The organism is Streptomyces sp. iso_384 (assembly GCF_056172905.1).
Genome location: NZ_JBWBTT010000001.1, coordinates 7788105 through 7813170, shown reverse-complemented (window position 1 = coordinate 7813170; position 25066 = coordinate 7788105). Strand labels below are relative to the sequence as shown.

General features: G+C 69.9%; 29 protein-coding genes, 1 tRNA gene and 2 pseudogenes. 12 read left to right on the top strand and 20 right to left on the bottom strand.

Annotated features, from left to right (window positions below; translation table 11 throughout):
• Positions 1 to 193: 193 nt before the first annotated feature.
• Positions 194 to 2662, bottom strand: a complete 2469-nt coding sequence (locus AC0VY3_RS35455; RefSeq protein WP_475551794.1) for an MFS transporter — start codon at positions 2660 to 2662, stop codon at positions 194 to 196.
• Positions 2663 to 2789: 127 nt separating this feature from the next.
• A complete protein-coding gene (locus tag AC0VY3_RS35450; RefSeq protein WP_030077454.1) occupies positions 2790 to 3302 on the bottom strand; it encodes a MarR family winged helix-turn-helix transcriptional regulator in 513 nt (170 codons plus the stop codon).
• 315 nt (positions 3303 to 3617) lie between these two features.
• Between AC0VY3_RS35450 and AC0VY3_RS35445 the strand changes: the two genes are divergently transcribed.
• Positions 3618 to 3833 carry a hypothetical protein gene (locus tag AC0VY3_RS35445; protein ID WP_073223167.1) on the top strand — a complete coding sequence of 72 codons (216 nt, stop codon included), beginning with the start codon at positions 3618 to 3620 and terminating at the stop codon, positions 3831 to 3833.
• Between the two features lie 302 nt (positions 3834 to 4135).
• Here the strand turns inward: AC0VY3_RS35445 and AC0VY3_RS35440 are convergent, their stop codons facing one another.
• From AC0VY3_RS35440 to AC0VY3_RS35410, 7 genes are all read right to left on the bottom strand, one after another.
• The gene (locus AC0VY3_RS35440) at positions 4136 to 5008 is read right to left on the bottom strand and encodes a hypothetical protein (RefSeq protein WP_475551552.1); all 873 of its coding nucleotides are present in this window, start codon (positions 5006 to 5008) and stop codon (positions 4136 to 4138) included.
• A 58-nt stretch (positions 5009 to 5066) separates the two neighbouring features.
• Complete coding sequence (locus tag AC0VY3_RS35435; RefSeq protein WP_018958648.1) at positions 5067 to 5933, bottom strand: RNA polymerase sigma factor SigF; 867 nt, start codon at positions 5931 to 5933, stop codon at positions 5067 to 5069.
• A gap of 234 nt (positions 5934 to 6167) precedes the next feature.
• The gene (locus AC0VY3_RS35430) at positions 6168 to 7055 is read right to left on the bottom strand and encodes an RNA polymerase sigma factor SigF (RefSeq protein ID WP_103510851.1); all 888 of its coding nucleotides are present in this window, start codon (positions 7053 to 7055) and stop codon (positions 6168 to 6170) included.
• A 210-nt stretch (positions 7056 to 7265) separates the two neighbouring features.
• Complete coding sequence (locus tag AC0VY3_RS35425) at positions 7266 to 7559, bottom strand: Dabb family protein (protein WP_015610041.1); 294 nt, start codon at positions 7557 to 7559, stop codon at positions 7266 to 7268.
• 10 nt (positions 7560 to 7569) lie between these two features.
• Positions 7570 to 7734, bottom strand: coding sequence for a hypothetical protein (locus AC0VY3_RS35420; protein ID WP_010056643.1), 165 nt, complete (start codon positions 7732 to 7734; stop codon positions 7570 to 7572).
• 443 nt (positions 7735 to 8177) lie between these two features.
• Complete coding sequence (locus AC0VY3_RS35415) at positions 8178 to 9158, bottom strand: phosphotransferase family protein (RefSeq protein WP_475551551.1); 981 nt, start codon at positions 9156 to 9158, stop codon at positions 8178 to 8180.
• 70 nt (positions 9159 to 9228) lie between these two features.
• Positions 9229 to 9774 carry a hypothetical protein gene (locus AC0VY3_RS35410; RefSeq protein WP_475551793.1) on the bottom strand — a complete coding sequence of 182 codons (546 nt, stop codon included), beginning with the start codon at positions 9772 to 9774 and terminating at the stop codon, positions 9229 to 9231.
• Between the two features lie 488 nt (positions 9775 to 10262).
• On the opposite strand from AC0VY3_RS35410, the gene AC0VY3_RS35405 reads away from it, so the two are divergent.
• Positions 10263 to 10925 carry an HAD family hydrolase gene (locus tag AC0VY3_RS35405; RefSeq protein WP_475551550.1) on the top strand — a complete coding sequence of 221 codons (663 nt, stop codon included), beginning with the start codon at positions 10263 to 10265 and terminating at the stop codon, positions 10923 to 10925.
• On the opposite strand, the pseudogene AC0VY3_RS35400 reads toward AC0VY3_RS35405, so the two are convergent.
• Positions 10906 to 11073 (bottom strand): annotated as a pseudogene (locus AC0VY3_RS35400) (transcriptional regulator); the annotation flags it as partial. The gene AC0VY3_RS35405 and the pseudogene AC0VY3_RS35400 sit on opposite strands and share 20 nt — an antisense overlap.
• On the opposite strand from AC0VY3_RS35400, the pseudogene AC0VY3_RS35395 reads away from it, so the two are divergent.
• Positions 11068 to 11408: pseudogene (locus AC0VY3_RS35395) on the top strand (GNAT family N-acetyltransferase); the annotation flags it as partial. The pseudogenes AC0VY3_RS35400 and AC0VY3_RS35395 sit on opposite strands and share 6 nt — an antisense overlap.
• Positions 11409 to 11470: 62 nt before the next feature.
• Here the strand turns inward: AC0VY3_RS35395 and AC0VY3_RS35390 are convergent.
• The 4 genes from AC0VY3_RS35390 to AC0VY3_RS35375 all read right to left on the bottom strand — a co-directional run bounded on the left by AC0VY3_RS35390 (position 11471) and on the right by AC0VY3_RS35375 (position 13316).
• A tRNA-Ser gene (locus AC0VY3_RS35390) sits at positions 11471 to 11558 on the bottom strand.
• 113 nt (positions 11559 to 11671) lie between these two features.
• Positions 11672 to 12100: a tRNA adenosine(34) deaminase TadA gene (tadA, locus tag AC0VY3_RS35385; RefSeq protein ID WP_475551792.1), complete on the bottom strand. Its 429-nt coding sequence runs from the start codon at positions 12098 to 12100 to the stop codon at positions 11672 to 11674.
• 168 nt (positions 12101 to 12268) lie between these two features.
• The gene (locus AC0VY3_RS35380; RefSeq protein WP_103513287.1) at positions 12269 to 12823 is read right to left on the bottom strand and encodes a tRNA adenosine deaminase-associated protein; all 555 of its coding nucleotides are present in this window, start codon (positions 12821 to 12823) and stop codon (positions 12269 to 12271) included.
• Positions 12824 to 13064: 241 nt separating this feature from the next.
• Entirely contained in the window at positions 13065 to 13316 is a 252-nt protein-coding gene (locus AC0VY3_RS35375) for a hypothetical protein (protein WP_103513318.1), read from the bottom strand.
• Between the two features lie 102 nt (positions 13317 to 13418).
• Here AC0VY3_RS35375 and upp point away from each other — a divergent pair, with 102 nt between their 5' ends.
• Positions 13419 to 14054, top strand: a complete 636-nt coding sequence (gene upp / locus AC0VY3_RS35370) for a uracil phosphoribosyltransferase (protein ID WP_030075862.1) — start codon at positions 13419 to 13421, stop codon at positions 14052 to 14054.
• Between the two features lie 114 nt (positions 14055 to 14168).
• On the opposite strand, the gene AC0VY3_RS35365 is transcribed toward upp, so the two are convergent.
• The 4 genes from AC0VY3_RS35365 to AC0VY3_RS35350 all read right to left on the bottom strand — a co-directional run bounded on the left by AC0VY3_RS35365 (position 14169) and on the right by AC0VY3_RS35350 (position 17880).
• The gene (locus AC0VY3_RS35365; protein WP_242738572.1) at positions 14169 to 14771 is read right to left on the bottom strand and encodes a LytR C-terminal domain-containing protein; all 603 of its coding nucleotides are present in this window, start codon (positions 14769 to 14771) and stop codon (positions 14169 to 14171) included.
• 244 nt (positions 14772 to 15015) lie between these two features.
• Entirely contained in the window at positions 15016 to 15312 is a 297-nt protein-coding gene (locus tag AC0VY3_RS35360; protein ID WP_003967677.1) for a type II toxin-antitoxin system VapB family antitoxin, read from the bottom strand.
• A gap of 231 nt (positions 15313 to 15543) precedes the next feature.
• Positions 15544 to 17100, bottom strand: coding sequence for a M28 family metallopeptidase (locus AC0VY3_RS35355; protein ID WP_258047514.1), 1557 nt, complete (start codon positions 17098 to 17100; stop codon positions 15544 to 15546).
• 135 nt (positions 17101 to 17235) lie between these two features.
• On the bottom strand, positions 17236 to 17880 hold the full coding sequence (locus tag AC0VY3_RS35350; protein ID WP_475551549.1) for an HhH-GPD-type base excision DNA repair protein: 645 nt from the start codon (positions 17878 to 17880) through the stop codon (positions 17236 to 17238).
• A gap of 416 nt (positions 17881 to 18296) precedes the next feature.
• Here AC0VY3_RS35350 and AC0VY3_RS35345 point away from each other — a divergent pair, with 416 nt between their 5' ends.
• The 8 genes from AC0VY3_RS35345 to AC0VY3_RS35310 all read left to right on the top strand — a co-directional run bounded on the left by AC0VY3_RS35345 (position 18297) and on the right by AC0VY3_RS35310 (position 23347).
• Positions 18297 to 18458 (top strand): hypothetical protein, encoded by a 162-nt coding sequence (locus AC0VY3_RS35345; protein WP_475551548.1) that lies wholly within the window; start codon positions 18297 to 18299, stop codon positions 18456 to 18458.
• 4 nt (positions 18459 to 18462) lie between these two features.
• Positions 18463 to 19044 (top strand): phage tail protein, encoded by a 582-nt coding sequence (locus AC0VY3_RS35340; RefSeq protein ID WP_475551547.1) that lies wholly within the window; start codon positions 18463 to 18465, stop codon positions 19042 to 19044.
• 245 nt (positions 19045 to 19289) lie between these two features.
• Positions 19290 to 19691 carry a WXG100 family type VII secretion target gene (locus AC0VY3_RS35335; protein WP_103513283.1) on the top strand — a complete coding sequence of 134 codons (402 nt, stop codon included), beginning with the start codon at positions 19290 to 19292 and terminating at the stop codon, positions 19689 to 19691.
• An 11-nt stretch (positions 19692 to 19702) separates the two neighbouring features.
• Complete coding sequence (locus AC0VY3_RS35330; protein WP_103513282.1) at positions 19703 to 20008, top strand: WXG100 family type VII secretion target; 306 nt, start codon at positions 19703 to 19705, stop codon at positions 20006 to 20008.
• Positions 20008 to 21678 (top strand): RNase A-like domain-containing protein, encoded by a 1671-nt coding sequence (locus tag AC0VY3_RS35325; protein ID WP_475551546.1) that lies wholly within the window; start codon positions 20008 to 20010, stop codon positions 21676 to 21678. Before AC0VY3_RS35330 ends, AC0VY3_RS35325 begins: the two co-directional genes overlap by 1 nt.
• Before the next feature lie 75 nt (positions 21679 to 21753).
• On the top strand, positions 21754 to 22323 hold the full coding sequence (locus AC0VY3_RS35320; RefSeq protein ID WP_475551545.1) for a hypothetical protein: 570 nt from the start codon (positions 21754 to 21756) through the stop codon (positions 22321 to 22323).
• 11 nt (positions 22324 to 22334) lie between these two features.
• Positions 22335 to 22634 (top strand): RNase A-like domain-containing protein, encoded by a 300-nt coding sequence (locus tag AC0VY3_RS35315; RefSeq protein ID WP_103513279.1) that lies wholly within the window; start codon positions 22335 to 22337, stop codon positions 22632 to 22634.
• 14 nt (positions 22635 to 22648) lie between these two features.
• Positions 22649 to 23347, top strand: a complete 699-nt coding sequence (locus AC0VY3_RS35310; protein WP_103513278.1) for a contact-dependent growth inhibition system immunity protein — start codon at positions 22649 to 22651, stop codon at positions 23345 to 23347.
• Positions 23348 to 23375: 28 nt separating this feature from the next.
• Here AC0VY3_RS35310 and AC0VY3_RS35305 read toward each other — a convergent pair whose 3' ends face one another.
• Both AC0VY3_RS35305 and AC0VY3_RS35300 read right to left on the bottom strand, forming a co-directional pair.
• Positions 23376 to 24635, bottom strand: a complete 1260-nt coding sequence (locus tag AC0VY3_RS35305; RefSeq protein ID WP_475551791.1) for an RNA polymerase sigma factor — start codon at positions 24633 to 24635, stop codon at positions 23376 to 23378.
• Positions 24636 to 24644: 9 nt separating this feature from the next.
• Positions 24645 to 25052, bottom strand: a complete 408-nt coding sequence (locus tag AC0VY3_RS35300) for a YciI family protein (RefSeq protein ID WP_103513276.1) — start codon at positions 25050 to 25052, stop codon at positions 24645 to 24647.
• Positions 25053 to 25066 lie beyond the last annotated feature (14 nt).

Below are 25066 nucleotides of genomic sequence, written 5' to 3'. Positions count from 1 at the left end.
GGGAATGAGTCGGGCCCCGGGGCGGACACGGCAGGCCGTCCCCTGCCCGCCGTACCCGCCTCCGGGGCCCTTTTTCACCCGGTCGCGACAGCCTCTCCGCTGGAAGTGCCGTCCGACCAGGGGTCTTCGCGATCCCTTCACGTGCGTACGCGCATCCCTATAGGTGCACGCGCGCCCGCGCCCGAGGGATCAATCACTCACCCGGGTGGGCGAGTTCGATGTCGTGCCCGTCGACTCCCGTACCGCTGACGGTGAGGGAGCCCGCCACCGGCGGGTAGCCGGTCGCGATGACGGTGTACTCGCCCGTGTCCAGGTCGGTGAAGGCGTACGCCCCGTCCTCGCCGGTCGTCGCGGTGGCGACCACGTTGCCCGCCGCGTCGATCAGCGTGACCCGGGCGTCGGTCAGCGGGCTCCGGGCGGACCCGGCCCGCACGATGCCCTGGACCAGCGCACCGGACCGCAACGCGGCCTCGACGCGGGTGACGCCCTGGCCGCCGATCTCCACCGGCAGCGCCAGCGGACGGAAGCCTGCCGCGTTGACCGCGACGGTCACGGAGCCCGGGATCAGCTCGCCGAAGGCGAACTCACCGGCCGGGCCGGACGTGCCGGTGGCCAGCACATCGCCCCGGACGTCGGTCACGATGACCATCGCGCCGTCGACCGGAGTGCCGGACCCTTCGGCCCTGACGGTTCCGGCCAGCCCGCTCGTACCGGACAGCAGGATGTCGAAGGCCAGCGGCTCCTCGCCGACGACCACCGTGGACGCCTGCGGCTGGTAGCCGTCGGCGGAGGCGATCAGCACATAGCTGCCGGAGCCGGGGGCGTCGAGGGTGTAGCCGTCGTCGGACCGGGCGACCGAACGCCCGAGCTGACGGCCGCCCAGCGAGATCAGCGTGACGGCCGCACGGGCGACCGGAGCGCCCTCCGCGCCGCGCACCACACCGTGCACGGGAGTGCCCTGGACGGTGTCGTGCACGTTCTCGTACGCGACACCGGCGCCGGCACCGCCGCCCTCGGCATGGGCATCGGCCTCGGCCGTGTCGACCGAGGTGACCCCGGCCGCGCCCTCGGAGACCGGCCCGGCCGCGCCGACGGCGGCGGGCACGGGGGCCTCGGCCGCCTCGACGGCTGCCGGAGCGTCGGCCAGGGTGTCGTTCCCGGTGCTGCTCTTCAGCGCGACCTCCTTGATGAAGATCGTCACGATGAAGGCGATCAGCGCGCACGGAGCGGCGTACAGGAAGACGTCGCCGACGCCGTGCCCGTACGCGGCCTCCATGACCAGCCGGAACGGCTCGGGCAGCTTGTCCAGGTCGGGGATGCCCCCGCCGCCGGTGCCGCCGTGGCCGAGCTCGGCGCCCTCGGGGCCGAGGGCGGCGAGGCCGTCCTTGACGTACTGCGTGACGCGGTTGCCGAGCACGGCGCCCAGCGCCGAGACGCCGATCGCACCGCCGAGGGACCGGAAGAAGGTGACGACGGAGCTCGCGGAACCGAGGTCCTCGGGAGCGACCTGGTTCTGCGTGGCGAGGACCAGGTTCTGCATCATCATGCCGATGCCGAGGCCCATGACGAACATGAAGATCGCGACGTGCCAGTACGGGGTGTCGTACCGGATCGTGCCCAGCAGCCCCAGCCCGGCCGTGACCAGGAAGCCACCGCTGACCAGCCACGCCTTCCAGCGCCCGGTCTTGGTGATGATCTGGCCGGAGACGGTCGAGGAGAGGAAGAGCCCCGCGATCATCGGGATGGTCATGACGCCGGACATCGTCGGCGACTTGCCGCGCGCCAGCTGGAAGTACTGGCTGAAGAAGACGGTGCCCGCGAACATCGCGATGCCGACGAACAGCGAGGCGATCGAGGCCAGCGTGATGGTGCGGTTACGGAAGAGGCGCAGCGGAATGATCGGTTCGGCGGCGCGCGACTCGATGAGGACGAAGATCAGGCCGAGCAGGGCGGAGCCCGCGACCATCACGTACGTCTGCCACGACAGCCAGTCGTACTTGTCGCCCGCGAAGGTCACCCAGACCAGCAGCAGCGAGACGGCGGCGCTGATGAAGAACGCGCCGGACCAGTCGACCTTGACGCCCTCGCGCTTGACGACCGGGAGCTTCAGGGTCTTCTGGAGCACGATCAGCGCGATGATCGCGAAGGGCACGCCCACGTAGAAGCACCAGCGCCAGCCCATCCAGCTGGTGTCGGTGATGACGCCGCCGAGCAGCGGACCGCCGACGGTGGCGACGGCGAAGACCGCGCCCAGGTAGCCGCTGTAGCGGCCGCGCTCGCGCGGGGCGATCATCGCGGCCATGACGATCTGCGCGAGGGCGGAGAGCCCGCCGACGCCGATGCCCTGGACGACCCGGCAGGCGATGAGCATGCCGCTGCTGGTCGACATACCGGCCACGACCGAGCCCAGGACGTAGATGATCAGGGCTATCTGGACCAGCAGCTTCTTGCTGAAGAGGTCCGAGAGCTTGCCCCAGAGCGGGGTGGTGGCGGTCATGGCCAGCAGCGAGGCCGTCACGACCCAGGTGTAGGCGCTCTGGCCGCCGCCGAGGTCGGAGATGATCTCGGGCAGGGCGTTGGAGACGACCGTCGACGACAGGATCGCGACGAACATGCCGAGCAGCAGCCCGGCCAGCGCCTCCATGATCTGCCGGTGTGTCATCGGCGTGCCGTCGGAGGCGCCGGAGGCGTTGCCGCCGCCGTGCCCTCCGTGCTTGGCGTGGCCGCCCCGCACACCGGTGGGTGTGGTCGTAGCCATTGAGTTCCTTATCCGTGCGTATTTGCTTCTGTTACACAGGTGTACGGGTGTGAGCCTCGTCGCCGAGGCGGGTCCTGCACTCGCCGGTGTGACGTCCGGGGGCGCAGCCGCCGGATCCGCGACAGGCGAAGCTGTCGCGCAGCCGGGACAGCAGCGCGATGAGCCGGCCGACGTCCTCGTCGGACCAGTCCTGGAGGTTGTGGGCGAACATCTCGGTGGTCCGCCGGGTCAGCTCGCCGAGCTGCTCGTGCCCGCCGGGGGTCAGCCGCAGGATGCGGGACCGCTTGTCCGCCGGGTCCGGAGACCGTTCGATCCAGCCGCGATCGGCCACATGGGCCACGTGCCGACTGGTCACCGACATGTCCACGGACAGCAGCTCGGCGAGCCGGCTGATCCGCATCTCGCCGTGCCGGTCCAGGAGGGTCAGTACGGCGGCGGATCCCGCGGGACACTCGGGGGGCAGGGCTCGGGCGAGCCCTCTTTTGACGGCCCCGACGGCACTGAGCTGCCGGGCCAGTTCCTCGTAACTACTCCGTGCGGCCACGGGAACCCCCAGCACACTCACGACTATGTTGTTGCTTAGGGCAACGATAGAAGCCGTTGGTTGCTGCAGGCAAACGAAAACGGGCTTGCAGAAGTAAAGGAACGCAAAAGCCTCCGTAGGGTCGAGGTCAAGCGCGTTCGCTGTCCGTCCTCAGGGGCATCTCCGCCCACGCTCCGGATGATCTCCGCCCGCTCACCGCCCGCTCTCCGCGCTCTCTCCGGGCGATCTCCGGGTGGGCCGCCGCAGGTGGAGCGGGGTGCCCCGGGTGGCCCCGGGGGTTGGGCCGGGGGCCCGAGTTCGCTAGGGTCCTGCCCCATGGCACACAACCCCCACGCCCCTCAGCCGGGCCCCGAGGGCAACCACGACCCGGCGGGCAGCACGCAGATGTTCCGCGCCTTCGTCGACGAGGGCGAGCCGCAGCGCCGGCAGCAGCCCGCGGCGACCTCGTCCGGGCCGAGAGCCGGGGTGATCGCGGCGGTGATCGCGGTCGTCGTCGTCCTCGGCGCGGTGGCCTGGCTCGCACTGGGCTGACCGGCTCGCACCGAGCTGATCACGACATCACGCAGGACGTCACGCACGACCGCACGATCCGGCCGCACGGGGGACGGACGGCGGGGCCATGACCGACCGGCTCCCGCTCCGCCCCGGGCGGCCTTCGTGCGTCTCGGGGCGGCTTCAGCGGGCTCTGCGGGTTCAGCGGCTCCGCGGACTGCGCGGGGTCAGCGGCTCCGCGGGGTCAGCGGCTCTGCAAGGTCAGCGGACTCTGCGGAATCCGGGCCTGCGGGCTCCGCGGAATCCGGATCTGTGGGCCCTCCGGATTCCGCCGGTCCGGGTCACTCCCACGCGGCGGAGACGTCCTCGGTCTCGACGCGCATGCCCAGCGGGACCCGCCAGGACTCCACGCAGACGGTGTACGTCTTCGAGCGCGTCGAACCCGCGGCGATCGGGGCGGGCAGGGGCTGGGACGAGGTGATGGTCGCCCAGTCGACGCCGAGGGCGCCGATGATGTGCGTGGCGAAGGTGACGCTCCCCGAACGCACCGGGGAGCCGCCGGTGTTGCGGAACTCCACGGTCACCTTCTCGCACCACCGCTTGTCCGCCGCCGCACGCTCCGGGGCGCTCAGCGTCAGCGCGGCCGGGGTCGCCGGCGGGGCGGGAGGCTCCGGGCTGCCGGAGGACCCGCCGCCGGGCTTCGGAGGCGTGGAGGGCTCGGTGGGCGTGGACGGCTTGGAGGGCGTCGAGGGCTTCGCACCCGCCCCACCTGGTGAACCGGATGAACCAGGCGAGTCGGGAGAGCCGGGTGCACCAGGAGAACCGGCCGCACCGGCACCCCTTTGACCGCCGGCCGCCCCCGTACGCTCCCCACCGCTCCCGCTCCCGCCACCGGGCCCGGGACCGCCCGTGGGGCCCGGCGAGGCGTTCGCGCCGGAGGCGGGCGCCGCAGAAGGGGGCGTACCAGTTCCGCCGCCCCTCGCCGCACCCCCGCCGCTCTCGTCGAGGGGCGTGAGCGTCACCTCGCCCGAAGGCCGCCCGCTCCCGCCCGAGGGGCTGCCCGAGCCTTCGGCGGCCGCGCCCACGGCCACGTAACCGTCGCCCGGTCCGCTGCCGCAGCCGGACAGCAGGCCGGTGCCCAGGCACAGCGCGACCGCCGAGGCGGCGATGGCGCTGCCTCGGCGGCCGGTGGATCCGCATGTCTGACGTCGCATCGCGTCAGTGTGTCTGACGCGCCGTCACATATGAAGCCTCGTGAACAGCTTTTCCGGCTCAGTCGGCGATGAGCCCTTCCCTGAGCTGCGCGAGCGTGCGGGTGAGGAGCCGGGAGACGTGCATCTGGGAGATGCCGACCTCCTCGCCGATCTGAGACTGCGTCATGTTCGCGAAGAACCGCAGCATGATGATCTGGCGCTCGCGCGGGGCGAGCTTGGCCAGCAGCGGCTTCAGCGACTCGCGGTACTCGACGCCTTCCAGCGCCGAGTCCTCGTACCCGAGGCGGTCGGCGAGCGAGCCCTCGCCGCCGTCGTCCTCGGGCGAGGGGGAGTCCAGCGAGGAGGCGGTGTAGGCGTTGCCGACGGCGAGACCGTCGACCACGTCCTCCTCGGAGACCCCGAGCGCGCGGGCCAGCTCCGGCACGGTCGGCGAACGGTCGAGCTTCTGGGCGAGCTCGTCGCTGGTCTTGGTCAGCGCGAGCCGCAGCTCCTGGAGGCGGCGGGGGACCCGCACGGACCAGGAGGTGTCGCGGAAGAAGCGTTTGATCTCGCCGACGACGGTGGGCATCGCGAACGTCGGGAACTCGACGCCGCGTTCGCAGTCGAACCGGTCGATCGCCTTGATCAGGCCGATCGTGCCGACCTGGACGATGTCCTCCATCGGCTCGTTACGGCTGCGGAACCGCGCCGCGGCGTACCGCACCAGCGGGAGGTTCAGTTCGATCAGTGTGTCCCGCACGTAGGTCCGCTCCGGACTGTCCGTTCCCTCGGGCCCCGAGGCGGGGCCGAGCGCGGCGAGCCGCAGGAACAGGGAGCGGGACAGCGTGCGGGTGTCGATGGCTTCCGGTGAGCTGGTGAGCACGGCGGGTGCCGGCACGCTCTTCGTGAGCGTGAGCACCTTCGAGCTGCCCTGTTCTTCGGACATGCCACCCCCTTGAGGTCGCGGACGGTCGCGGTGGCCGCGACCATCGGAGGAACGCAGCCTCCACCTGAATACCGGAGGCGGGGCTGCGGCAAACGCGCTTCGAGCAGAATGTCACATGTCGGCAACACGCTGTAGTGACATGTCGACAAGTCAGCGCCGAATCCGCCCTGGAAACAGGGGGTGTAGCCCTTTTATGCCGTCAGAACTGCTCTGTGGACGGTCTACCCGTTCCGGTTACGCCTCGATCCTGTTTGCGGATCTCAGTCGGGCGAAGCTTCGGGCGAGGAGCCTTGACACATGCATCTGGGAGACGCCTAGTTCGGCGCTGATCTGAGACTGGGTCAAGTTGCTGTAGTAGCGCAGGAGGAGGATGCGCTGCTCGCGTTCGGGAAGCTGGACGAGGAGGTGGCGTACGAGGTCGCGGTGCTCGACGCCGGCGAGCGCGGGGTCCTCGTAGCCGAGCCGGTCGAGCAGTCCGGGCAGCCCGTCGCCCTCCTGGGCGGCCTCCAGCGAGGTCGCGTGGTACGAGCGCCCGGCCTCGATGCAGGCGAGCACCTCGTCCTCGGAGATCTTGAGCCGCTCGGCGATCTCGGCGGTGGTCGGGGAGCGGCCATGAGCGGTCGTCAGGTCCTCGGTGGCGCCGGTGACCTGGACCCAGAGCTCGTGCAGCCGGCGGGGGACGTGGACGGTGCGCACGTTGTCGCGAAAGTAACGTTTGATCTCGCCGACGACGGTGGGCATCGCGAAGGTCGGGAACTGGACCCCGCGTTCCGGATCGAACCGGTCGATGGCGTTGATCAGACCGATCGTGCCGACCTGGACGACGTCCTCCATCGGCTCGTTGCGGCTGCGGAACCGGGCGGCGGCGTAGCGCACCAGGGGGAGGTTCGCCTCGATGAGGGCGTCCCGGACCCGGCCGTGCTCCGGGGTGCCCGGCTCCAGGTCGGTGAGCTGACCGAAGAGGACCTGGGTGAGCGCCCTGGTGTCGGCGCCGCGGGTCCTGGAGGGCCGGGCCGAGGGGTCGGGGGTCTCGGTCTGGATGTCCTCGGCCCGGACGGCCGGGACGGTCTGGCCGTTCTGGGCGGTCTGGGGAGGCACTTGAGGCGCTGTACTGGCCGGCACGGTGACGCCACCCCTTTGCGGTCAACTACGGTCAACTCATCCGTCAAAAGCGGTCATAGCATCACAAGACATGTCCACTGTGTGCAAGCACCGCATAGTGCCGTGTTGAAGGCATAAGGGTTTAAAAAGAACAAAGAACCCCTCGCCGGAACGGCGAGGGGTTGGGCGGAACCGGTACGGGGAACGGGTGGCCGGTCTCCGCGAGGGGGGTCAGAAGGGGTAGTCGGCGATCACCCAAGTGGCGAACTCGCGCCACTGCCCCGCGGCGGCCTGGTGGGCGGGGTGCTCGATGTACCGCTTGAGGGCGTCCTCGTCGGCGACGGCGGAGTTGATGGCGTAGTCGTACGCGATCGGCCGGTCGGTGATGTTCCAGGCGCACTCCCAGAACTCCAGCTCGGGGACCTGCCCCGCCAGCTCCCGGAAGGCCCGGTCCCCTGCGACGACCCGCGGGTCGTCCCGCTCGACGCCCTCGTTCAGCTTGAAGAGGACCAGGTGGCGGATCATCGTGGGTCTCCTACTTCACCAGTTCTGACATGAAGTCACCGACGCTCTGCGCGGCGGTGGAAATGCCCTCGAACCCTACCTGGACCAGCTCGGCGGCCCGCTGCGGAGACATGATGATCGTGTACAGCACGAAGACCACCAACATGTAGATGATGATCGTCTTTGCCTTGGCCACAATCCTTGCCTCCCCATCGACCCCACGTGCGATCGGGCGATTGTATCCGCACGAATGGTCGTATCCGGTGGCCGTTCGCCGGCCGTTCCCTGGCCTTCCTGATCACTGACGCGCCCTTTAAGGACCTACGGCCCCGCCATCGAGGTCTTTCGCCGGACCTCACGGCCCTCGCCGCGCGGCAGGATGGATACCGAGCCCGACGGGACCAGGCAGGACCCGAAGGGCCCGGAACAGGGCCTCCCTGTGGGGCCACCGTCGCGCGAACCCCCCTGACCGCGGCGGACCGGCCAGCAGGCCCTGTTCTCACCGGGGGGAGCGGCTTGTCCCCCCGATGCCGCTTCCCCCGACCTGAACCGGAACGCCCGGCCGCCGTACATCCTCTGTACGGCGGCCGGGCGCTCTGCTGTGCGCAGGGCGTCGGCGAGGACACCGCGGCAGCGCGTTCAGGCGTAACGCTCGAAGAGTGACTGGACGTACCCCTCCAGCCGCTGAGCGAGGACATCGGCGGTCAGATCGACACGTCCCAGCTCACGCCAGGGAACAGCGACCTTCTCCCCGTCCGGGGCGAAACCCAGCGCGTCCAGCAGCCGCCAGTAGAGATGGTCGGTGGGGTCCCCGGCCAGGGTTCCTCCCGCGGCGACGTACCGATCGGCGAACCGCATGCCCGCGGGAACCCCGTGCAGCAGGGCGACGGCCGTCGAGCAGTGCGCCACGTCCAGATCTGCGGGCCCCCAGGAGGTCTCCACCCAGTCCACGACCCCGCTGATCCGGAGATCGTCACCGGTGCCGGTGAAGAGGACGTTCCCCGGATGAAAATCCCGATGCAGGAAGCGCCCCTCGTACTCCGGAGGCTCACGGCGGATGACGTCGACGGCCCACCGCCAGAGCTCGGGCCGCGCGCCGGCCGAGGGCAGGGCCACCCGCTCGGGAGAGGCCCAGGCCTGATAGGTCCGAGGGCGTTGTCGCGCGGCCACGGGCAGCCGATGAATACGCACGAGCTGCCGCGCCAGCAGGTCGGCACGGTCATCGGCACCGCGATCGTCGAGGCGCAGGGTCCCCGGCAGCAGGGACATCAGCAGGGAGGGGTGATCGCAGTGCTCGGCCGCCGCGTCCACGGCCACGAGGGTGGCCGCCGGTACGTCCGTATCACCGAGGAGGCGCAGGACGTCCGCCTCCCGGTTCAACAAACCCTCCGCGTGCCGAACGTAGAAGGGCTTGACGAAGGACCGCAGAACGAGCGAGCGCGCCCCACCGGGTCCGCCGACATCCAGCCGCCGCATCTCCGACGACCAGCCACCGCGCAGCGACACGACCTGCTCGATGCGCTCCGCCTCGAACAGCCCCTTCTCCACCCAGGATCGCGTGGCATCCCAGCTCGGACGGTCACCACCATCCACACCGATGCTCTCGGCTCCCTCGCCCATGGAGGGCAGGCTAGCCGCGTCCCGTCGGGCGCGTCCCGAGTCCTTGCCGCCGAACTCGGATTGGGCCGACTCAGACCGATTTCAGCAGGTCGCGGAGGTTGGTCATGCGTGCTCTGACGTCGGCGGCCTCGGCGGGCGGGGTGTCGGGGTGGTGGGTTGTGCGGCAGGGGCGGCAGAGTCCGTCGGGGAGGGCTTCGGGCTGGCCGGGCCGACCACAGTCGGTGCACTCCATGAGGATGCGGCGGGCCGGGGCGGGGGTGCCGGGTGAGGGGCTCTCGGTGGCGAGGTAGGTGTTCCACCATTCGTTGTCGCGTGCGGTGCGGGACCAGAAGGTGCGGAAGGCCCAGCGGGTTTCGCCGCTCGCGTTGGTGATGGAGCACCGTACGCGGCGGAGGTGCCCGGCGACGGAGAGGGCGTTCAGGGCGGTGGAGATGGCCTGTTGCCCGTAGAGCGGGAGCTGTTTGGCGAGCTGCTTGACGCTCATCGCGGCACCTTCGGGAAGGTGGTCGACGAACCCGGCGACGTACCGCTCACGCGTTGGCAGGAGGGCAAAGTCCTGTCGTGTTCGGGGGAGTTGCTGTGGTGCGGAGCGCTTGCCGTACCCGGGATTGGCCATCGGGTACGCGGCGGAGAGTGCGGGGGCAGGCGGGGCGGAGCTAGTGTGCTGGGTAGCCACGGGATCGTCTTTCTGGGTTTAGCGATCTTGCGGTGAGACCCCGGCCTGGTGCGACAACACCGTGTCGGGGTCGTTTGGTTCTCGCACCGTAAGCGGCGGTCACGCTGCGCCGCAAGCTGTCACGATTAGTCATACTTCCTGGCTGTGACGGGGTGGGGAGGGAGGGAAGGTTTTCCCCAACCCCCTTCATCTACCTACTGGTTAAAGAAGGCGCTCGAACCTCGGGGCTCGCATCCCGACACCCGAATCCCGGGTCTCAAGCTTCGGGCCGGGCCCCCGTTCACGTACCCCCGGAAGAGTGAGTCGGCCGTCCCGAAGCTCGGGGCCCGGAACCCGAGCTTCGGGGGAAGAGCAGGGTGCCACGGCATTGCTGCGCACGAGGGTGCCTTTCCCCTCGCGAACGCTCGGCCGCCGCCTACGATCGCAGCATGATTCGTGCTGTCGTGTTCGATGTCGGTGAGTGTCTGGTCGACGAAACCCGTGAGTACGGGACCTGGGCCGACTGGCTCGGGGTCCCTCGGCATACCTTTGCCGCGCAGTTCGGAGCCGTGATCGCTCAGGGCAAGGACTACCGCGAGACGTTTCAGGTGTTCCGACCAGGGTTCGATCTCTACGCCGAGCGGGAGGCACGGGCCGCCGCCGGGCAGCCTGAGCACTTCGACGAGTCGGACCTGTACCCGGACGTACGCGACTCTCTCAAGGCGCTGCGTGCGGACGGCCTGTGGCTCGGTATCGCGGGCAACCAGACGACGCGTGCGGGCGGCATTCTGCGGGGCTTGTTCGCTCAGGATGTCGATCTGATCGGTACGTCCGACGACTGGGGCGCGTCGAAGCCCGACCCTGAGTTCTTCGTACGGGTCGCGGAAGTCGTCCCGGCCGAGCCCGAGGAGATCCTTTACGTCGGGGACCGCGTCGACAACGATCTGCGGCCGGCCGTCGCGGCGGGTATGCGTACCGCGCTCGTCCACCGAGGGCCCTGGGCCACGATTCAGTGGGAGACGGAAGAGGCGAGGAGGCTCCCCACCTTCCGAGTGGAGAGCCTCCTCGAACTGTCTCCGCTGATAAGACAGTTCAACGCGCGAGAGCGCTGACCGTGGTCGACCAGTCGTAGAGCCGCTCGTCCAGATCCTTCACGCACTGTTCGCCTTGGTGGCCGACCAAGGCCTGGCGAACCTCGCAGACTCGGTCCATGCCGGTCGCGTACCACGTGCGCTTCAGCTGATCGAGTGCGTGGACGGCGACGAGCCGACCGGCTTCGCGTACGGTGCCCCGCTCCAGCCGGGCCGTGAGTGGTGGCGTCCCACTGCGTCCGAGCCGAACAACGGGTACACCGCGACCTACGCCGTCTCCGAGGTCATGGTGCGCCCGCAGTGGCGGAAGCAGGGGTCTCGGAGCGGCTCCACGAAGCCCTGCTGAAGGAACGCCGCGAAGATCTCGCGGTGCTCCTGGTCGATGTGACGCACCCGAAGGTTCAGGAACTTTACGAGACGTGTGGCTACGAGAAGGCGGGTGAGCAGCAGCCCTTCGCCGACTGCCCGGCGTACGCGGTCATGGTGAAGAGGCTGCACCCCTGAGCGGTCCTGAGAGCATGCAAAGCAAAGGGCCCGGTTCACTGAACCGGGCCCTTCCTCTACAGCGGTAGCGGTGGGATTTGAACCCACGGTGACGGGTTACGCCACACTCGCTTTCGAGGCGAGCTCCTTCGGCCGCTCGGACACGCTACCGAGAGAGAGCTTAGACCATCCCGGGGCGTGGACAGAAATCGGTTCTCGGGCGTGGGGCCGTAGCCGGTCCGGCGTCGGGGTCGTGACCGGTCGGGTGGCGGGGCCGTAGCTGGTCAGAGCGTGCGGAAGAACGTCGTCAGCTGCTGGGCGCACTCGTCCTCCAGCACGCCCGCGATGACCTCCGGGCGGTGGTTCAGGCGGCGGTCGCGGATCGTGTCCCAGAGGGAGCCCGCCGCGCCCGCCTTCTCGTCGCGGGCGCCGTAGACGACGCGGGCCACGCGGGACTGGACCAGGGCGCCCGCGCACATCGTGCAGGGCTCCAGGGTGACCACCAGCGTGCAGTCGGTCAGGCGCCACTCGCCCACCGCCTCGGCCGCTCGGCGCAGGGCCAGGATCTCGGCGTGCGCGGTCGGGTCGCCGGTGGCCTCGCGTTCGTTGTGGGCGGCGGCGAGCTCGGTTCCGTCGGGGCCCAGAACAACGGCGCCGACCGGCACATCGCCGGCCGACGCCGCCTGCGCGGCCTCGGCCAGGGCGCGGCGCATCGGTGTCTGCCAGGGGTCGCGTACGGGGTCGGGCTCGGGTGCGCGTACAGGACCCGGGACGGGCTCGGGTGAGGGGTTCGGCGGTCGTGCGATCACCCGCGGACCCTAGCGGACGGGACAGGTGGGGGAAGGGAGGGAAGGTAGGAGGGGCGCGCGTAAGGGGCCGGCCTAGCGGACCGACTCCAGGACCTCCGCCGCTCCCACGGCCTCCGCGATCTCGGAGAGTGCGTCGGTCTGCAGGGTGAGCAGCTCCTTCTCGGACATCCCGAGGTCGGCGAGGACCCCGAGCTCACCGATCGGCCCCGCCGGAACGGCGTCCGGGTCGGGGGCGTCGTCGTCCTGGTCGGCGGCCGTGGGGGCGGGTCGTTCCGGTTCGCCGTCCTCCGTGCCGTCGAGGTCGACGAGCTCCTCCAGGGCGGCGATCTCGTCCTCGGCCCCTGGTTCGCGGCCGAGCATTTCGTCGGTGAGCAGGATCTCCCCGTACGAGGAGCGGGCGGCGGCGGACGCGTCCGAGACGTAGATTCGGGGGTCCTCCTCACCGTCCACCCGGACGACGCCGAACCAGGCGTCCTCCTGCTCGATGTAGACCAGGACCGTGTCCTCGTCCACCGAGGCCTCCCGGGCCAGATCCGTCAGATCGGACAGGGTCTCCACATCGTCGAGCTCTGTATCGCTCGCTTCCCACCCGTCTTCGGTGCGCGCGAGCAGTGCGGCGAAGTACACCGTGACTCTCCCACTGGTCATAGGCGAATCGGTCCGACGGGAGGGCGAACGGTGATCCGTCCGTCCTGAGCCCCGCCCAATCGGCATCGTGGCAGAAACAAGCGCCGTGCGAGACCTCTTCGACCGTTGCGTCGGCCATCAGTTCCAGGAGTGCCTGGTCGGCCCTCTCTCTGACGCGCCGATGGGCGAGGGGGTGCGCCGGTGGTACGGGAGGGGGCGCGGGAAGGCTCTTGGTACGGCCTCACCAGCGGAAAGTGCGCATCCGCATCTGCTGCCGCATCCGGGCGGCGCGGGCCCGGCGCGGCTGCACCCGGTCGCGCAGCTGTTTGGCCTCGTGCAGCTCGCGGAGGAACTGGGCGCGTCGGCGGCGGCGGGCCGCGTCACTCTCCTGCGCGTCCTCGACGTCGCTCGCCGCACCCGCCACGCCCTCGGCGTCGCGTCCGTCGCGCGGCCCGCCAGCGGCCTGGTTGCGCCGCAGTTCCCCGTCAGCCATCGACACACCACCCCAGTGCTGGGTCCGTATGCCCCCACCTTCCCCCCGAACAGGTGGTTGATGCCAGCGCAGAGTGCCGGACGGCACGGTTACTGTTGACGCATGCGGATCCACGTCGTCGACCACCCGCTGGTGGCGCACAAACTCACCACGCTGCGCGACAAGCGCACCGACTCCCCGACCTTCCGGCGGCTCGCCGACGAGCTGGTCACCCTCCTCGCCTACGAGGCCACCAGGGATGTGCGCACCGAGCAGGTCGACATCGAGACCCCGGTGACGCCCACGACGGGCGTCAAGCTCTCGCACCCCCGGCCGCTCGTCGTTCCGATCCTGCGGGCCGGTCTGGGCATGCTGGACGGCATGGTGCGGCTGCTGCCGACCGCCGAAGTGGGCTTCCTCGGCATGATCCGCAACGAGGAGACGCTCCAGGCGGAGACGTACGCGACCCGGATGCCCGAGGACCTCTCCGGCCGCCAGGTGTACGTCCTGGACCCGATGCTGGCCACCGGTGGCACCCTCGTCGCGGCCATCCGCGAGCTGATCAAGCGCGGCGCCGACGATGTCACCGCCGTCGTCCTCCTCGCGGCGCCCGAGGGCGTCGAGGTGATGGAGCGCGAGCTGGCCGGCACCCCGGTCACCGTCGTCACCGCCTCCGTCGACGAGCGGCTCAACGAGAACGGCTACATCGTGCCGGGCCTCGGGGACGCGGGCGACCGGATGTACGGCACGGCCGAGTAGGGCCGCCCTTCCCGCGATTTTCGCGCCCCGTTCCGGCTTCGTACGAGATGAGAACGTAAGAAGCCGGGGCGGGGCGCTTTCGTGAGCCGGGCCGGCCGACGGCCGGCCCGGCTCTCAGCAGGAGGGGGAAGGCGCCGGGGCCGGCTTCGTCAGGGCCGTCATCGCCGCGGTGGCCTCCTGCGGGGTGCTGAACGCCTTGAACTTCGCCCCGAGGATCAGATCGACCTCGCCCGTCTTCCGGGTGTCGGTCTTCTGCACCGTGCCCGCCAGCTGGGTGCCGAGCACCGTGAAGCTGCCGTTCTTCGCGGCCGGTGCGCCGAGCAGCACGCCCGCGCCCGGCACCTTCTTGTCGTACTCCTTCGACGCGTTGCCCACCTCGCCGATGGTGAAACCGCGCTTCTTGAGCTCCTCGGCGGCGGCCTTGGCCAGCCCGCTGCGCGTCGTCGCGTTGTAGACGTTGACCTTGATCGTGGCCGGTTTCGGCAGCGCCTTGACGGGGGTCGCCGACGGCTTCGCGGTGGGGCAGTCGCGTTTCTGGTCGGCCGCGCTGGCGCTCTTGTCGCCGCCGGTGAAGACGTCGATGAGCTGCAGGGTGCCCCAGCCGGCCAGGCCGAGGGCGACGACGGCGCCGATGCCGGCGAGGACCAGCCTGCCGCGGTGCCGGGGGCGCCGCATGCGGGGGTAGGTGTCGCCCGTGATGCGGTACTTTCCGCCCATGCCGGGGGGAGTGAGCATGCTCATGGACGCAGCGTAGTGCGACCCGGTGATGATGCGTACTAAATGATCAACGTATGGCACCCGGATGAGCGTGAAAGCACCCGAAAGCCCGAATCAGGGTCTCGGTGGGATGCGGAACTCCGTCGGAACCCCGTCGGGCCGCGTTCGTGACCCGTCGGAACCCCGGTGGGGTGTGCGGGCGCCTCGCGGTGGAGTGGGCGGGTGGGCGCCCGGGGCGGCGGTGTCAGCCCAGGTCGAGGACGCGGGCGTGCAGCACCTGGCGCTGCTGGAGCGCGGCGCGGACCGCCCGGTGCAGCCCGTCCTCCAGGTAGAGGTCGCCCTGCCACTTCACGACGTGCGCGAACAGGTCGCCGTAGAACGTGGAGTCCTCGGCGAGGAGGGTCTCCAGGTCCAGCTGGCCCTTGGTGGTCACGAGCTGGTCCAGGCGAACCGGACGCGGCGCGACATCCGCCCACTGGCGGGTGGATTCCCGGCCGTGGTCGGGGTACGGCTTCCCATTTCCGATGCGCTTGAAGATCACACGGAAAGCCTACCGGGCAAGGGCCACCGGGCGCAGCCACGGAACCTCACCGTGATGCGCACGCACGGCGGTGCAAAGGTCTTATAGCGCCGAATAGAGCGGGATACCGGGACAGGGCCGTCAGGCGGATGTCCCCGGAGCCCGGCACGGAATCCGTACCGGGCTCCGGGGGCGGTCGTCGGCTACCGCGCGACTCGGCCGTTGCCGCGCGACGGCTACTGCGTGACTCCGCTAGAGCGCGACTCGGCCGTGGCCCTCGCGCAGGCCGCCTCCGCTGCCTCCGCTGCCGGGCGTCCCGGTGCCGGTGTCAGGGTCGACCGGGCGGGTCAGCGAGCGCAGGTCGTGGGCGTACGTACCGACGGCGTCGGCGATCACGTCGATGTTGGTGTCGAAGTGGCCCATGTCGATGTTGTCCAGGTCGTCGCAGGCCGCGTGGTAGCAGGGGTCGTACGCGATCCCCGCCTCGCCGCCGTACACCTCGGCCTGGGCCGCCGTCTTGATGCCCTCCGCCCCGGTGTCCGTACCGCCGGAGGGGATGCCGGCCTCGATGAACGGGCCGTAGTCCGAGCGGCCGGTGAAGTCGGTGCCCTCGTGCGGCTTGCCCTTGCCGTCGAGGAACTCGTTGATGTCACGCTCCAGCTGGGCCGAGCCCTCCGGGCCGGGGCCCTCGCCGACCTCGTCGGAGTTGTCGCCGTCGAAGACGAACTGGACGCCGTTCGGCGAGGCGATCATGTCGAAGTTCAGATAGAGCTGGATCTGCTCGCGCTGCTTCTCGGAGAGCGCCTCGACGTACTTCTCCGAGCCGATCAGACCGTTCTCCTCGGCCGACCACCAGGCGAACCGGACCTTGTTGGCGGGGTTGCTCTTCGACTTCGCCAGTTGCAGCGCGACTTCGAGCAGACCGGCGGATCCGGAGCCGTTGTCGTTGATGCCGGGGCCCTCGGTCACCGAGTCCAGGTGGGCGCCGAGCATCACGGTCTTCGCGGCGTTGCCGCCGGGTGTCTCGGCGATGACGTTGCGGGTGGGACGGTCCTCCTGGAACTCGCGGATCTCGAAGGAGACCGTCACCTCGCCGCCCGCGAGGTCGGCGACGAGCTTCTCGCCCTCCTCCTGGGTGAGCCCGCCGGTCGGGATCCTGCCCGCGGCGACCTCGCCGAGCGTGCCGGACAGGACGCCCTCGACGTTGTTGTAGATGACCGCTCCGGCCGCGCCCGCCTCGGCGGCCGCCGCCTGCTTCTCGGCGAAGGAGCAGGCGCCGCGCTTGATCAGCGCGATCTTGCCGGTGAAGTTCGCGGAGGCGTAGTCGGAGACCTCGCAGCCCGGGGTCGCGTCGTCGGGTACGGCGACGAGCTCTGCCGTCAGACCGCCCACCTTCGTCGACGGCGTGTAGGTCATGGCCTTGATCGTGACGTCGCGCGGCGTCGGCGTCACCACGGAGAGCTTTTCGGCCAGCGTCTCCGTGTAGATGAAGCGGAAGCTCTCGTACGAGACCTTGTACCCGGCCCGCTGCAGCTGGCGGTAGACGTACGCCGCCGACGCGTCGTGGCCCAGCGAGCCGGCGGCGCGGTGGCCTTCGGTGGAGTCGGCTATCGCCTGGAACTGCCGGAGGTGGCGGTGGGCCTCGCGCGCGGACGCTTTCCTCACCAACTCCCGTGACAGCTTCGCCGCTTCCTTGCCGGGGTCGTGCGGTGCGGGGCGTCCGGGGTGCGGGGACGCGGCCAGGAGGAGCGGTGTGGCCAGAGCGGTGGCGGCCACGACAGCGATGGCTCTGCGACGTGTTGCGTGCACAGGAGTCCTTCCGGTCCGAAAACGGCTGAACGAATGTGCTGCGAAAGCTAGCGAGTGGCGTGACGCCTGTGAACCGGTGTGGCTGGTTCTGATCGGTCGGACGGGGGCGTCGGCCTGTTCCTGCGCATGTACGCGTCACTTCTTCCGCGCGGTTCCGGGCTTCTTCGGCGTTTTTGCCGACTTCGCCTTCTTGGCTGCCGCCTTGGCCTCCTGCTTGTACGCGCGCACCTCGACGAGCGACTCCGGGCCCGTGATGTCGGCGACCGACCGATGCGATCCGGCCTCCCCGTACGGGCCCGCTGCCTCCCGCCATCCCGTCGGCCGTACGCCGAGCTGTTTGCCGAGCAGCGCGAGGAAGATTTTGGCCTTCTGCTCGCCGAAGCCGGGCAGCGCCTTGAGCCGTCCCAGCAGCTCGTCGCCGGTCGTGGCGGTCCGCCACACCGCGCTCGCGTCGCCCTCGTACTCCGCCACCAGGTACTGGCACAGCTGCTGCACCCGCTGGGCCATGGAGCCGGGGTAGCGGTGCAGGGCCGGTTTGGCGGTGAACAGTTCGGTGAAGGCGTCCGGGTCGTAGGCGGCGATCCGGCCCGCGTCCAGGTCGTCGGTGCCCATCCGTTCCGCGAGGGTGTACGGGCCGGTGAACGCCCACTCCATCGGGACCTGTTGGTCCAGCAGCATGCCGACCAGAGCGGCCAGCGGGCTGCGGCCGAGGAGATCGTCGGCCTCCGGATTCTGGGCGATCCGCAGGGTGATGTCCTTGCCGCTGTCGCTCGGGGTCATGCTGCCGATCATCGCGAGCCCTGCGGACGACGGCGACCGGGGCTGGGCCGATGGCCTCTTCCCTGTCGACCGAAGGGAGTAGCCGGAGGGTGTGGTCGTCGCGCCCGCCGGGAGCGGCGACGAGCAGGGCCGGATCGCGTTCGACGAGCTGATCCCGCCCGCGAACACCCTCGCCCTGATCGCCGGACACCTGGACGCCCGGCGGCCGATCGGGGGCCCGGCTGGTCGTCGAGCCGCCGTTCTACCAGGGCGTCACCGTCGTCGCCCTGGTCCAGGCGGAGCGCGGGGCGGTCGCGGAGAAGGTCCGCGAAAGCGCGCTGGCCGCACTGTACGGGTACTTCAACCCGCTCACCGGCGGGCCGGCCGGGGACGGCTGGCCGTTCGGCAGGCCTGTCCAGTCCTGCGAGGCGTTCGCCGTGCTGCAACGGGTGCCGGGGGTCGACCTGGTGGAGGACGTACGGCTGTACCGGGCCGACCCGGTCACCGGCGAGCGCACCGACGCCACCGGGAAGATCCCGCTGGACCCGCACGCGCTGGTCTTCAGCTACGAGCACCAGCTCCGGGTGAGGGGGGCCTGAGCCGATGCGCAGCGGAACACCGGGGCTGCCGACCCCGCACCCCTTGATCGACCAACTCCCCGCCGTCTACCTGGAACAGGACTTCCTCCAGCGTTTCCTGGCCGCGCTGGACGACGTCCTCGCTCCCGTCCTCCTCTCCATCGGCAACCTGCCCGCACACCTGGACCCGCGCAGCGCCCCCGACGACTTCCTCGACCGGCTGGCCCAGTGGGTTGCCGTCGACCCGCACGAGGACAGCCCGCCGGAGCTGCGCCGGGCGGCGGTGCGCGGCGCGGTCACCCGGCATGCCCGGCGCGGCACGGTGGGCGGCCTTGCGGAGGCGCTCCGGCTGGAGACCGGCACGGAACCGGAGATCGTCGAGAGCGGCGGCACGGCCTGGTCGACCCGCCCCCACACCGCACTGCCCGGCCAGGACCGCCCTTGGGTGACCATCCGGATCCGGGCGGCGGGGGACGGCGGGGCGGGCGGCGACGGCGAGGCCGGCAGTGGTGGGGCCGGGGTGGAGCGACTGGACCGGGTACGGCTGGAGGAGCTGATCGGCGCGGAGGTCCCGGCGCACGTCGGATTCACCCTGGAGCTGCTGTGATCTGCGACGAGTGCGGCCGACGGAACCCTTCGCCGCCGGTGGGGCCCTCGTCGCCTGCGCAGGGTACGAGGCCTGCGGGGGGCGCGCGGCCGGCGGCTCGGGGGAGGACCGGCGTACGGCGGTGGCGGAGATCGAGTCCTTCGGGCGGCGGGAGTGAACGGGCAACGGGGTGGACGACAGCCCTGGACCGGGTGCGGGTCGTCGTTGTTTAGAGTGAGGCGAGTGGTTGATGCGTAGGGGGACGTATGAGCGACGCCGGACTTGTCGTCAGCGGAAGCAAGTTGAAGAAACTTGCTGACGATCTCCATGAGATGCAGAGGTACTTGGATCGGCAGGTCAGGCGGATGGATGCCGTTGTCGACTCCATCGAGGCGGGGTGGCGGGGCCCGGCGGCCAAGACCTACCGCCGGCGACACCGCGAAGCTGCCGAGGACGCCGTCCGTATCCGCGAGCTGATGAAGTTGGTCGAGTCCGCGGTGCGCATGAGCAAGGACGGCTTCACGGAACAGGAACTGGACGTGCTGGCACGCTTCCGACGTGCCCAAGCTGCCGTTGACGTCGAAGCCGAGGCTGATGCGCTGTCCACGCCCAACACTGACGTGCCACCCCCCGAAGCCAGGCCGCAGAGCCGTCTTTCCGGTCTGTGAGGAGCAGAGACATGCCACGGGACGAGGATCGGATAACCGTCGACTTCGCCACCCTGCACCGGCTCTCCGGTGATCTGGAAGAGATCATGAAGGAGCTCAACGAGAAGCTGGGCTTGCTCTACGACCGGGTTGAGAAGGTCGTTCTGACCTGGGACGGGGAAGCGCGCGAGGCCTTCATCGACAAGCTGGACGAGTGGGACAGGTCGGCGCAGGACCTCCAGGCCACTCAGGCCTGGCTGCATGAGGTCGTGACCAAGGGGCAGACCAACTACACCGCCGCCCATGCCGCCGTGCTGCGTGGCTGGGGAGCGGGCTGATGACCACGCCCGCCGGTCCGTCGCCGCAGGGCACGATCGACGTGACCCCGTTCGTACTGTTCGGGCTGTCCGGAAACGTGGCCGCGCAGCAGGACACCCTGCACCGAGGGGCCAACCGCTTCCTGGACGAGCTCGAAAGGTATCCGGACTGCGGCGGATACGGAACCGTCGCCTGGGAGTTCTCCGCCGAGTACAAGAAGGTGGGGAATCGTTTCCTTGAAGTGTGGGCCAGGTCGGTGGTCAGTATCGGCGGTGCCGCGGTCGGCTTCACGACCACGGCCAACAACTATGCGGCGGCGGACGCCGCGACCGACCCATCCGGCGCTTCACCCGCCCAGCAGTCTCCGCCTCCCGTGATCGACAGCCCTCCGAAGTACCGCTCGGTGACGGACATCAAGTGGGCCGACGCGGACCAGGGGCAGGACATCTTCCAGATGGCCCTCGAAGGCCTGGAAGCGGGGGTGCTGGCAATCATCAGGCCGCTGCTGGAAGAGGCCTTCCGGTGGGGCAAAGCGGCTGACATCGTCCCGCTGCCCGACTACCTGGGCCTGGACAACGTGTCCAAGGCCTGGCTGATGCCCGGGATCACGGTCGGTACCGCGGACGGCAACCTCACAGCGGCGCTCAACAGTGTGACGGATCAGCACAACACCGAGTGGTACATCGCGATGCGCCAGTTCTGCAGTGCCATCTGGGGCACCAGCGACTGGGGCAAGAAGCGCGGTGAGTACGTCTGGTCGCACGACAAGGCCAAAGGCACCGGTATGAGCCACCCGATCATGGCGGTGCTCATCGATACGTGCGATGCGGTCAGCGACGCCCTGCGGATGTGGGCGGAGGCCGCCGAGGAGGCCCGGGACGATCTGAGAAAGATCTATTACCGGGCGGTGCGTGACGCCCTGCCGCACATCGATACCAGTGACGGTATCGGCATGAAGGACCTGAAGAGCGTGGGAAAGGGCCTTCTGAACATGGGAAAGAGCTTTGCCTCAGGCATGGCTCTGGAGATCGACGAGGGGGCACTGAACTCTGTCGTCGAGGCTTACAACAACAAGGTGCGCCGGCAGGTGCGCGAACTCGAAAAGCTCCATGCGGACCTGGATGAGGCGTATCTCAGCGCGCCTTCCTTCAAGACGGAATCGGCACGTGCCGAAGCCTTCGGCGCCCGTGCTCTGACGGATTTCAAAGGCGACCCTCTCTACACTGTCCCGGGCGATGACGAAGCGAAGCACAAGTATCCGGTCGACCTCGCCAATCAGGAGGGGATATCCGGTGCGCACGTCATCGACAAGCATGTGGGCAAGACGGACGAGCAGCTTGAGCAGCGACTGCGCGACCAGCAGAAGGTGACAGCGAACGGAGTAAATCCAAGGGCTGTTTCGACCTTCGATACCCTTTCCGACGCGCAGCGGTACACCCAGGCCGTCCTGGACGATCCCGGTAATCAGCAGAGGATCGAGAAATGGCTGGCGGGGAATCCTGATCCCGCCAGGTCCACCCGGAACCTCGGGCTCGAATTCACCGACCCGGTGGGCAGGTCGTGGAGCCGTGGGGACTCCGCGCCGCACGATGCGAACAACGTGATGGTGACGCTCAGGCCGGTACCAGGGGGCCACCCGCCCTATGTTGTACTGACGTCGATGCCTTCCGACCTCCCTCCGCCTCCTTAGTTCGCCCGGCCGACCACGCTTGGCCGACTGTGCCTGACCGATGCCGCCCCTGACCGACGTACCGGGAGAAGCCACATGACCGTGGTGGACAAAGAGACCTGGAAGACAGCTGTGTGCGAGCTGTTCGGCGGCAGTGCGTTCGCCGCGGTCGGGCCGCGCGAGGGAGAGGGAGAGGGGGACTGGCGCGGAAGCGCCGTTGACGTCATGAGGCTGAGAACTCGTGACCCGCGGGGGTGGCTGAGCGTCAACCACGCCCCGGACGGCGACGTGCACACGCTCTGTGGTCCCGATCGCCCCTTTCTCCCTCCCCGCTCCACGGACTTCGACGCCGTGTACGACGTTTCGAGGCGGGGAGCGGCCCAGGTGCTGGTCACCCTGCAGGGCGACTGGTTTCTCACCGCCGGAATCCCCGGGTTCGACGAGCGTGAACCGGATTTGATGCGGCATGCCGGAGTGATCCTCGACCGCTTCGGCCCTGACGCGCTCTGCTATACGAATGCCTCCGCGGCCGGTGACGATCCGAACGGTGACATGTTCAACAGGGAAGCCGCCTATGAGGGCTTCACGGACTACGCGCTGGACTGCGGAGTGATCGTGGTATCACCGGCCGAGGTCGGTGTTTTCTGGGGCTTCGTCATTGACTGAGAGAGTGGGCTGTGACCAATCGTTCCTCGACCTACCCCGACCGGGAAACCGCGCACTGGTGCACCCAACAGGTCATCACTCGGAATGAGCAGACGGTTCACCGCTGGCTGGCCCAGGGCACGCGGGTGCGCCTGGCCATCGAAGCGGCCTGGCCTTCCCGGCCCGAGCCGGTGGGACGGGTTCTGTTGCAGTCGATGATGATTTCTGGACATGGCGCTGTGGACGTCCGGGCGGCGCGTGTGGTTCTCCAGCGTGATGCCGCGAGCGCACACGGTTTCGTCGTGCACGCCACTTTCCCGATCCATCTCTAGAGGGCCCCTCGACCATGCCGATGAAACCATTCGAATTCGATCGCCGTTACGGCGAGTTGGATCAGGTCGTGAGCGCCCACATCGGGCAGAACGCCGAGAACGTGAACGAGGACGGGCGCGAGCCGAGCCACGCGATGCAAGCGTATCTGCGCCACACCTGGCACACCCGCCCGTGGGCCCTGGCCATCGCTGAACAACAGCTTCGTGAGTACGCTCGCTTCCCGCCGGGCCGGCTCCGCCTCCGCCTGGGTGAGTTCTACCCCGTACCGGACGTCGGCCTGCCCGAGTCGCGTACGCAGGACTGGCTGCTCCACCTTGCGGACCAGGTGCGGCGCAGCGTCGACTCCGGTGAGGTCCCTGTGCCGTCGGCGCCTCGGACGCACTGGGAGTGGCACGCCCGCTTCCCGGAACTCGCCCAGTTCCTCGGAGGATGGTTCTCGCAGGACATGGTGGACGAGTTCGCCGACCATGAGGCGGCCGTGAGCCACTACGAGGCCACCACGGACAGGGCTCTCGTCGCTCGCTTGGTCGGTGAGGTCGCCGAACTTCTCGCCCTGGACCTGGAGGAGACCGACTACGTCCTCGGGCTGGCGGAGCTCGGCCTGGAGGTCGACCCGCCCGCACCTCTGTCGGTGGGCGCCTGGCTCGAAGCTGTCATGGGCAGGCTCGGCCGGCCCCGTCCGAAGTACGGGCCGAGCCCGACAGCCGAGTAGCAGGGAAGCCGCCGCTCCGGGGCGGCTCTTATGGGGACAGCCGCCCCGCCCGCATCCGCAGATAGCGGGCCTCGGGCTCGCTGAGGGTGGCGTCGGCGGCCGCGAGGTACGCGGCGCGGGCGGCGGCCGGCTCGCCGGCCCGTTCCAGGAGGTGTCCGCGTACGGCGTCGAGGCGGTAGGGCGGCTCCACCGCCCCCGCCAGCGCGTCGACCGCCGTGAGCCCCGCCCGGGGCCCGTGCACCATGGCGACGGCGACCGCCCGGCCCAGCGCGGCGGCGGGGTCGGGGGTGCGCCTGACGAGGAGGTCGTAGAGGGCGAGGATCTGCGGCCAGTCGGTGTCCTCGGCGCGCTCCGCCTCGTCGTGGAGGGCGGCGATCGCGGCCTGGAGCTGGTAGTCACCGGCGGGGCCCTGGGCGAGCGCCTCCTCGGCGAGCGCGGTGCCCTCGGCGATGGCGTCACGGTCCCAGCGGCCGCGGTCCTGTTCGTCGAGCGGGATCAGCTCGCCGTCGGGCCCGGTACGCGCCGGTGTGCGCGCCTCGGTGAGGACCATCAGCGCCAGCAGCCCGGTCACGCGCCCCTCGTGGGGGAGGAGCCGGCGTACGGCACGGGTGAGCCGGATCGCCTCGCGGGCCAGGTCGGTGCGGTGGAGGTCGGGGCCCGCGGTGGCGGTGTAGCCCTCGTTGAAGATCAGGTAGAGGACCTGGAGCGCGGCGGCGAGCCGCTGGTCGCGGTCCTGGGCGTCCGGCTGCCGGAACTGCGTACCGCGCACCGTCCGCTTGGCCCGGCTGATCCGCTGCGCCATCGTCGCCTCCGGCACGAGGTGGGCGCGGGCGATCTCCGCCGTGGTGAGGCCGCCGACCGCGCGGAGGGTGAGCGCGATCTGTGCGGCGGGGGAGAGCGCGGGGTGGCAGCAGAGGAAGAGGAGGGTGAGGGTGTCGTCCTCGGCGGGGGCCCGGCCCAGCCCGGAGGGTCCTTCGCCGGGCGGCGGGGCGACGAACGCGTCGGCCGGGGTGAGGGCCGCCGCCGTCTCCTCGCGCCGCCGCCGGGCCTCGTCGCTGCGCAGCCGGTCGGTGAGGCGGCGGGAGGCGACCCGGATCAGCCAGCCGCGCGGGTTGTCGGGGATCCCGTCCTTCGGCCACTGCCCGGCGGCCGCGATCAGGGCTTCCTGGACGGAGTCCTCGGCCGGGTCGAAGTGCCCGTACCGGCGTACGAGCGCGCCGAGGACCTGCGGCGCGTGGCGGCGCAGCAGGTCCTCGATGTGGTCGTCGGTCGTACGGTCCGGCTTCAGTCGTCGCTCCTAGTCGATCCCGCCGCCGACGGTGCGGATGAGCACCGGGTACTCGGGCGCCCCGGGCGGCTGCGGACAGCGTGCCACGCGGGCGGCGATCTCGGTCACCCTCTCCAGGTTCTCGCATTCGAGGATCCAGAACCCGGCGAGCAGCTCCTTCGTCTCGCTGTACGGCCCGTCCGAGACCACCGGCCGCCCCTCGGCGTCGACGCTCACGGCCCGGCCCTGCGCGGGCTCCGTGAGTCCGTACGCGGTCACCAGCTCGCCCGACTCGGCGAGGTCGTCGTTGATGCTGCCCATGTAGGCGAACATCTCCTGCATGGCCTTCTCGTCCCAGGCCGGGCTGGTGGCGTTGCCCTTGCCGGACTGCGCGTCGTAGTCCGCCTGGCTGCCCTGGACCATCACCAGATACTTCATGACCGTCGCCTCCT

Excerpts from the sequence above, each read along its gene's own strand:
- AC0VY3_RS35330 (WP_103513282.1), top strand. The coding sequence starts at position 19,703 with ATGCCACGGGACGAGGATCGGATAACCGTCGACTTCGCCACCCTGCAC.
- AC0VY3_RS35325 (WP_475551546.1), top strand. The coding sequence starts at position 20,008 with ATGACCACGCCCGCCGGTCCGTCGCCGCAGGGCACGATCGACGTGACC.
- AC0VY3_RS35310 (WP_103513278.1), top strand. The coding sequence starts at position 22,649 with ATGCCGATGAAACCATTCGAATTCGATCGCCGTTACGGCGAGTTGGAT.
- tadA (WP_475551792.1), bottom strand. The coding sequence starts at position 12,100 with ATGCGCCGCGCCCTGGCCGAGGCCGCGCAGGCGGCGTCGGCCGGCGAT.
- AC0VY3_RS35415 (WP_475551551.1), bottom strand. The coding sequence starts at position 9,158 with ATGGGCGAGGGAGCCGAGAGCATCGGTGTGGATGGTGGTGACCGTCCG.
- upp (WP_030075862.1), top strand. The coding sequence starts at position 13,419 with ATGCGGATCCACGTCGTCGACCACCCGCTGGTGGCGCACAAACTCACC.
- AC0VY3_RS35365 (WP_242738572.1), bottom strand. The coding sequence starts at position 14,771 with ATGGGCGGAAAGTACCGCATCACGGGCGACACCTACCCCCGCATGCGG.
- AC0VY3_RS35445 (WP_073223167.1), top strand. The coding sequence starts at position 3,618 with ATGGCACACAACCCCCACGCCCCTCAGCCGGGCCCCGAGGGCAACCAC.
- AC0VY3_RS35440 (WP_475551552.1), bottom strand. The coding sequence starts at position 5,008 with ATGCGACGTCAGACATGCGGATCCACCGGCCGCCGAGGCAGCGCCATC.
- AC0VY3_RS35320 (WP_475551545.1), top strand. The coding sequence starts at position 21,754 with ATGACCGTGGTGGACAAAGAGACCTGGAAGACAGCTGTGTGCGAGCTG.
- AC0VY3_RS35300 (WP_103513276.1), bottom strand. The coding sequence starts at position 25,052 with ATGAAGTATCTGGTGATGGTCCAGGGCAGCCAGGCGGACTACGACGCG.
- AC0VY3_RS35410 (WP_475551793.1), bottom strand. The coding sequence starts at position 9,774 with ATGGCCAATCCCGGGTACGGCAAGCGCTCCGCACCACAGCAACTCCCC.
- AC0VY3_RS35435 (WP_018958648.1), bottom strand. The coding sequence starts at position 5,933 with ATGTCCGAAGAACAGGGCAGCTCGAAGGTGCTCACGCTCACGAAGAGC.
- AC0VY3_RS35340 (WP_475551547.1), top strand. The coding sequence starts at position 18,463 with ATGCGCAGCGGAACACCGGGGCTGCCGACCCCGCACCCCTTGATCGAC.
- AC0VY3_RS35425 (WP_015610041.1), bottom strand. The coding sequence starts at position 7,559 with ATGATCCGCCACCTGGTCCTCTTCAAGCTGAACGAGGGCGTCGAGCGG.
- AC0VY3_RS35455 (WP_475551794.1), bottom strand. The coding sequence starts at position 2,662 with ATGACACACCGGCAGATCATGGAGGCGCTGGCCGGGCTGCTGCTCGGC.
- AC0VY3_RS35335 (WP_103513283.1), top strand. The coding sequence starts at position 19,290 with ATGAGCGACGCCGGACTTGTCGTCAGCGGAAGCAAGTTGAAGAAACTT.
- AC0VY3_RS35350 (WP_475551549.1), bottom strand. The coding sequence starts at position 17,880 with ATGACCCCGAGCGACAGCGGCAAGGACATCACCCTGCGGATCGCCCAG.
- AC0VY3_RS35405 (WP_475551550.1), top strand. The coding sequence starts at position 10,263 with ATGATTCGTGCTGTCGTGTTCGATGTCGGTGAGTGTCTGGTCGACGAA.
- AC0VY3_RS35375 (WP_103513318.1), bottom strand. The coding sequence starts at position 13,316 with ATGGCTGACGGGGAACTGCGGCGCAACCAGGCCGCTGGCGGGCCGCGC.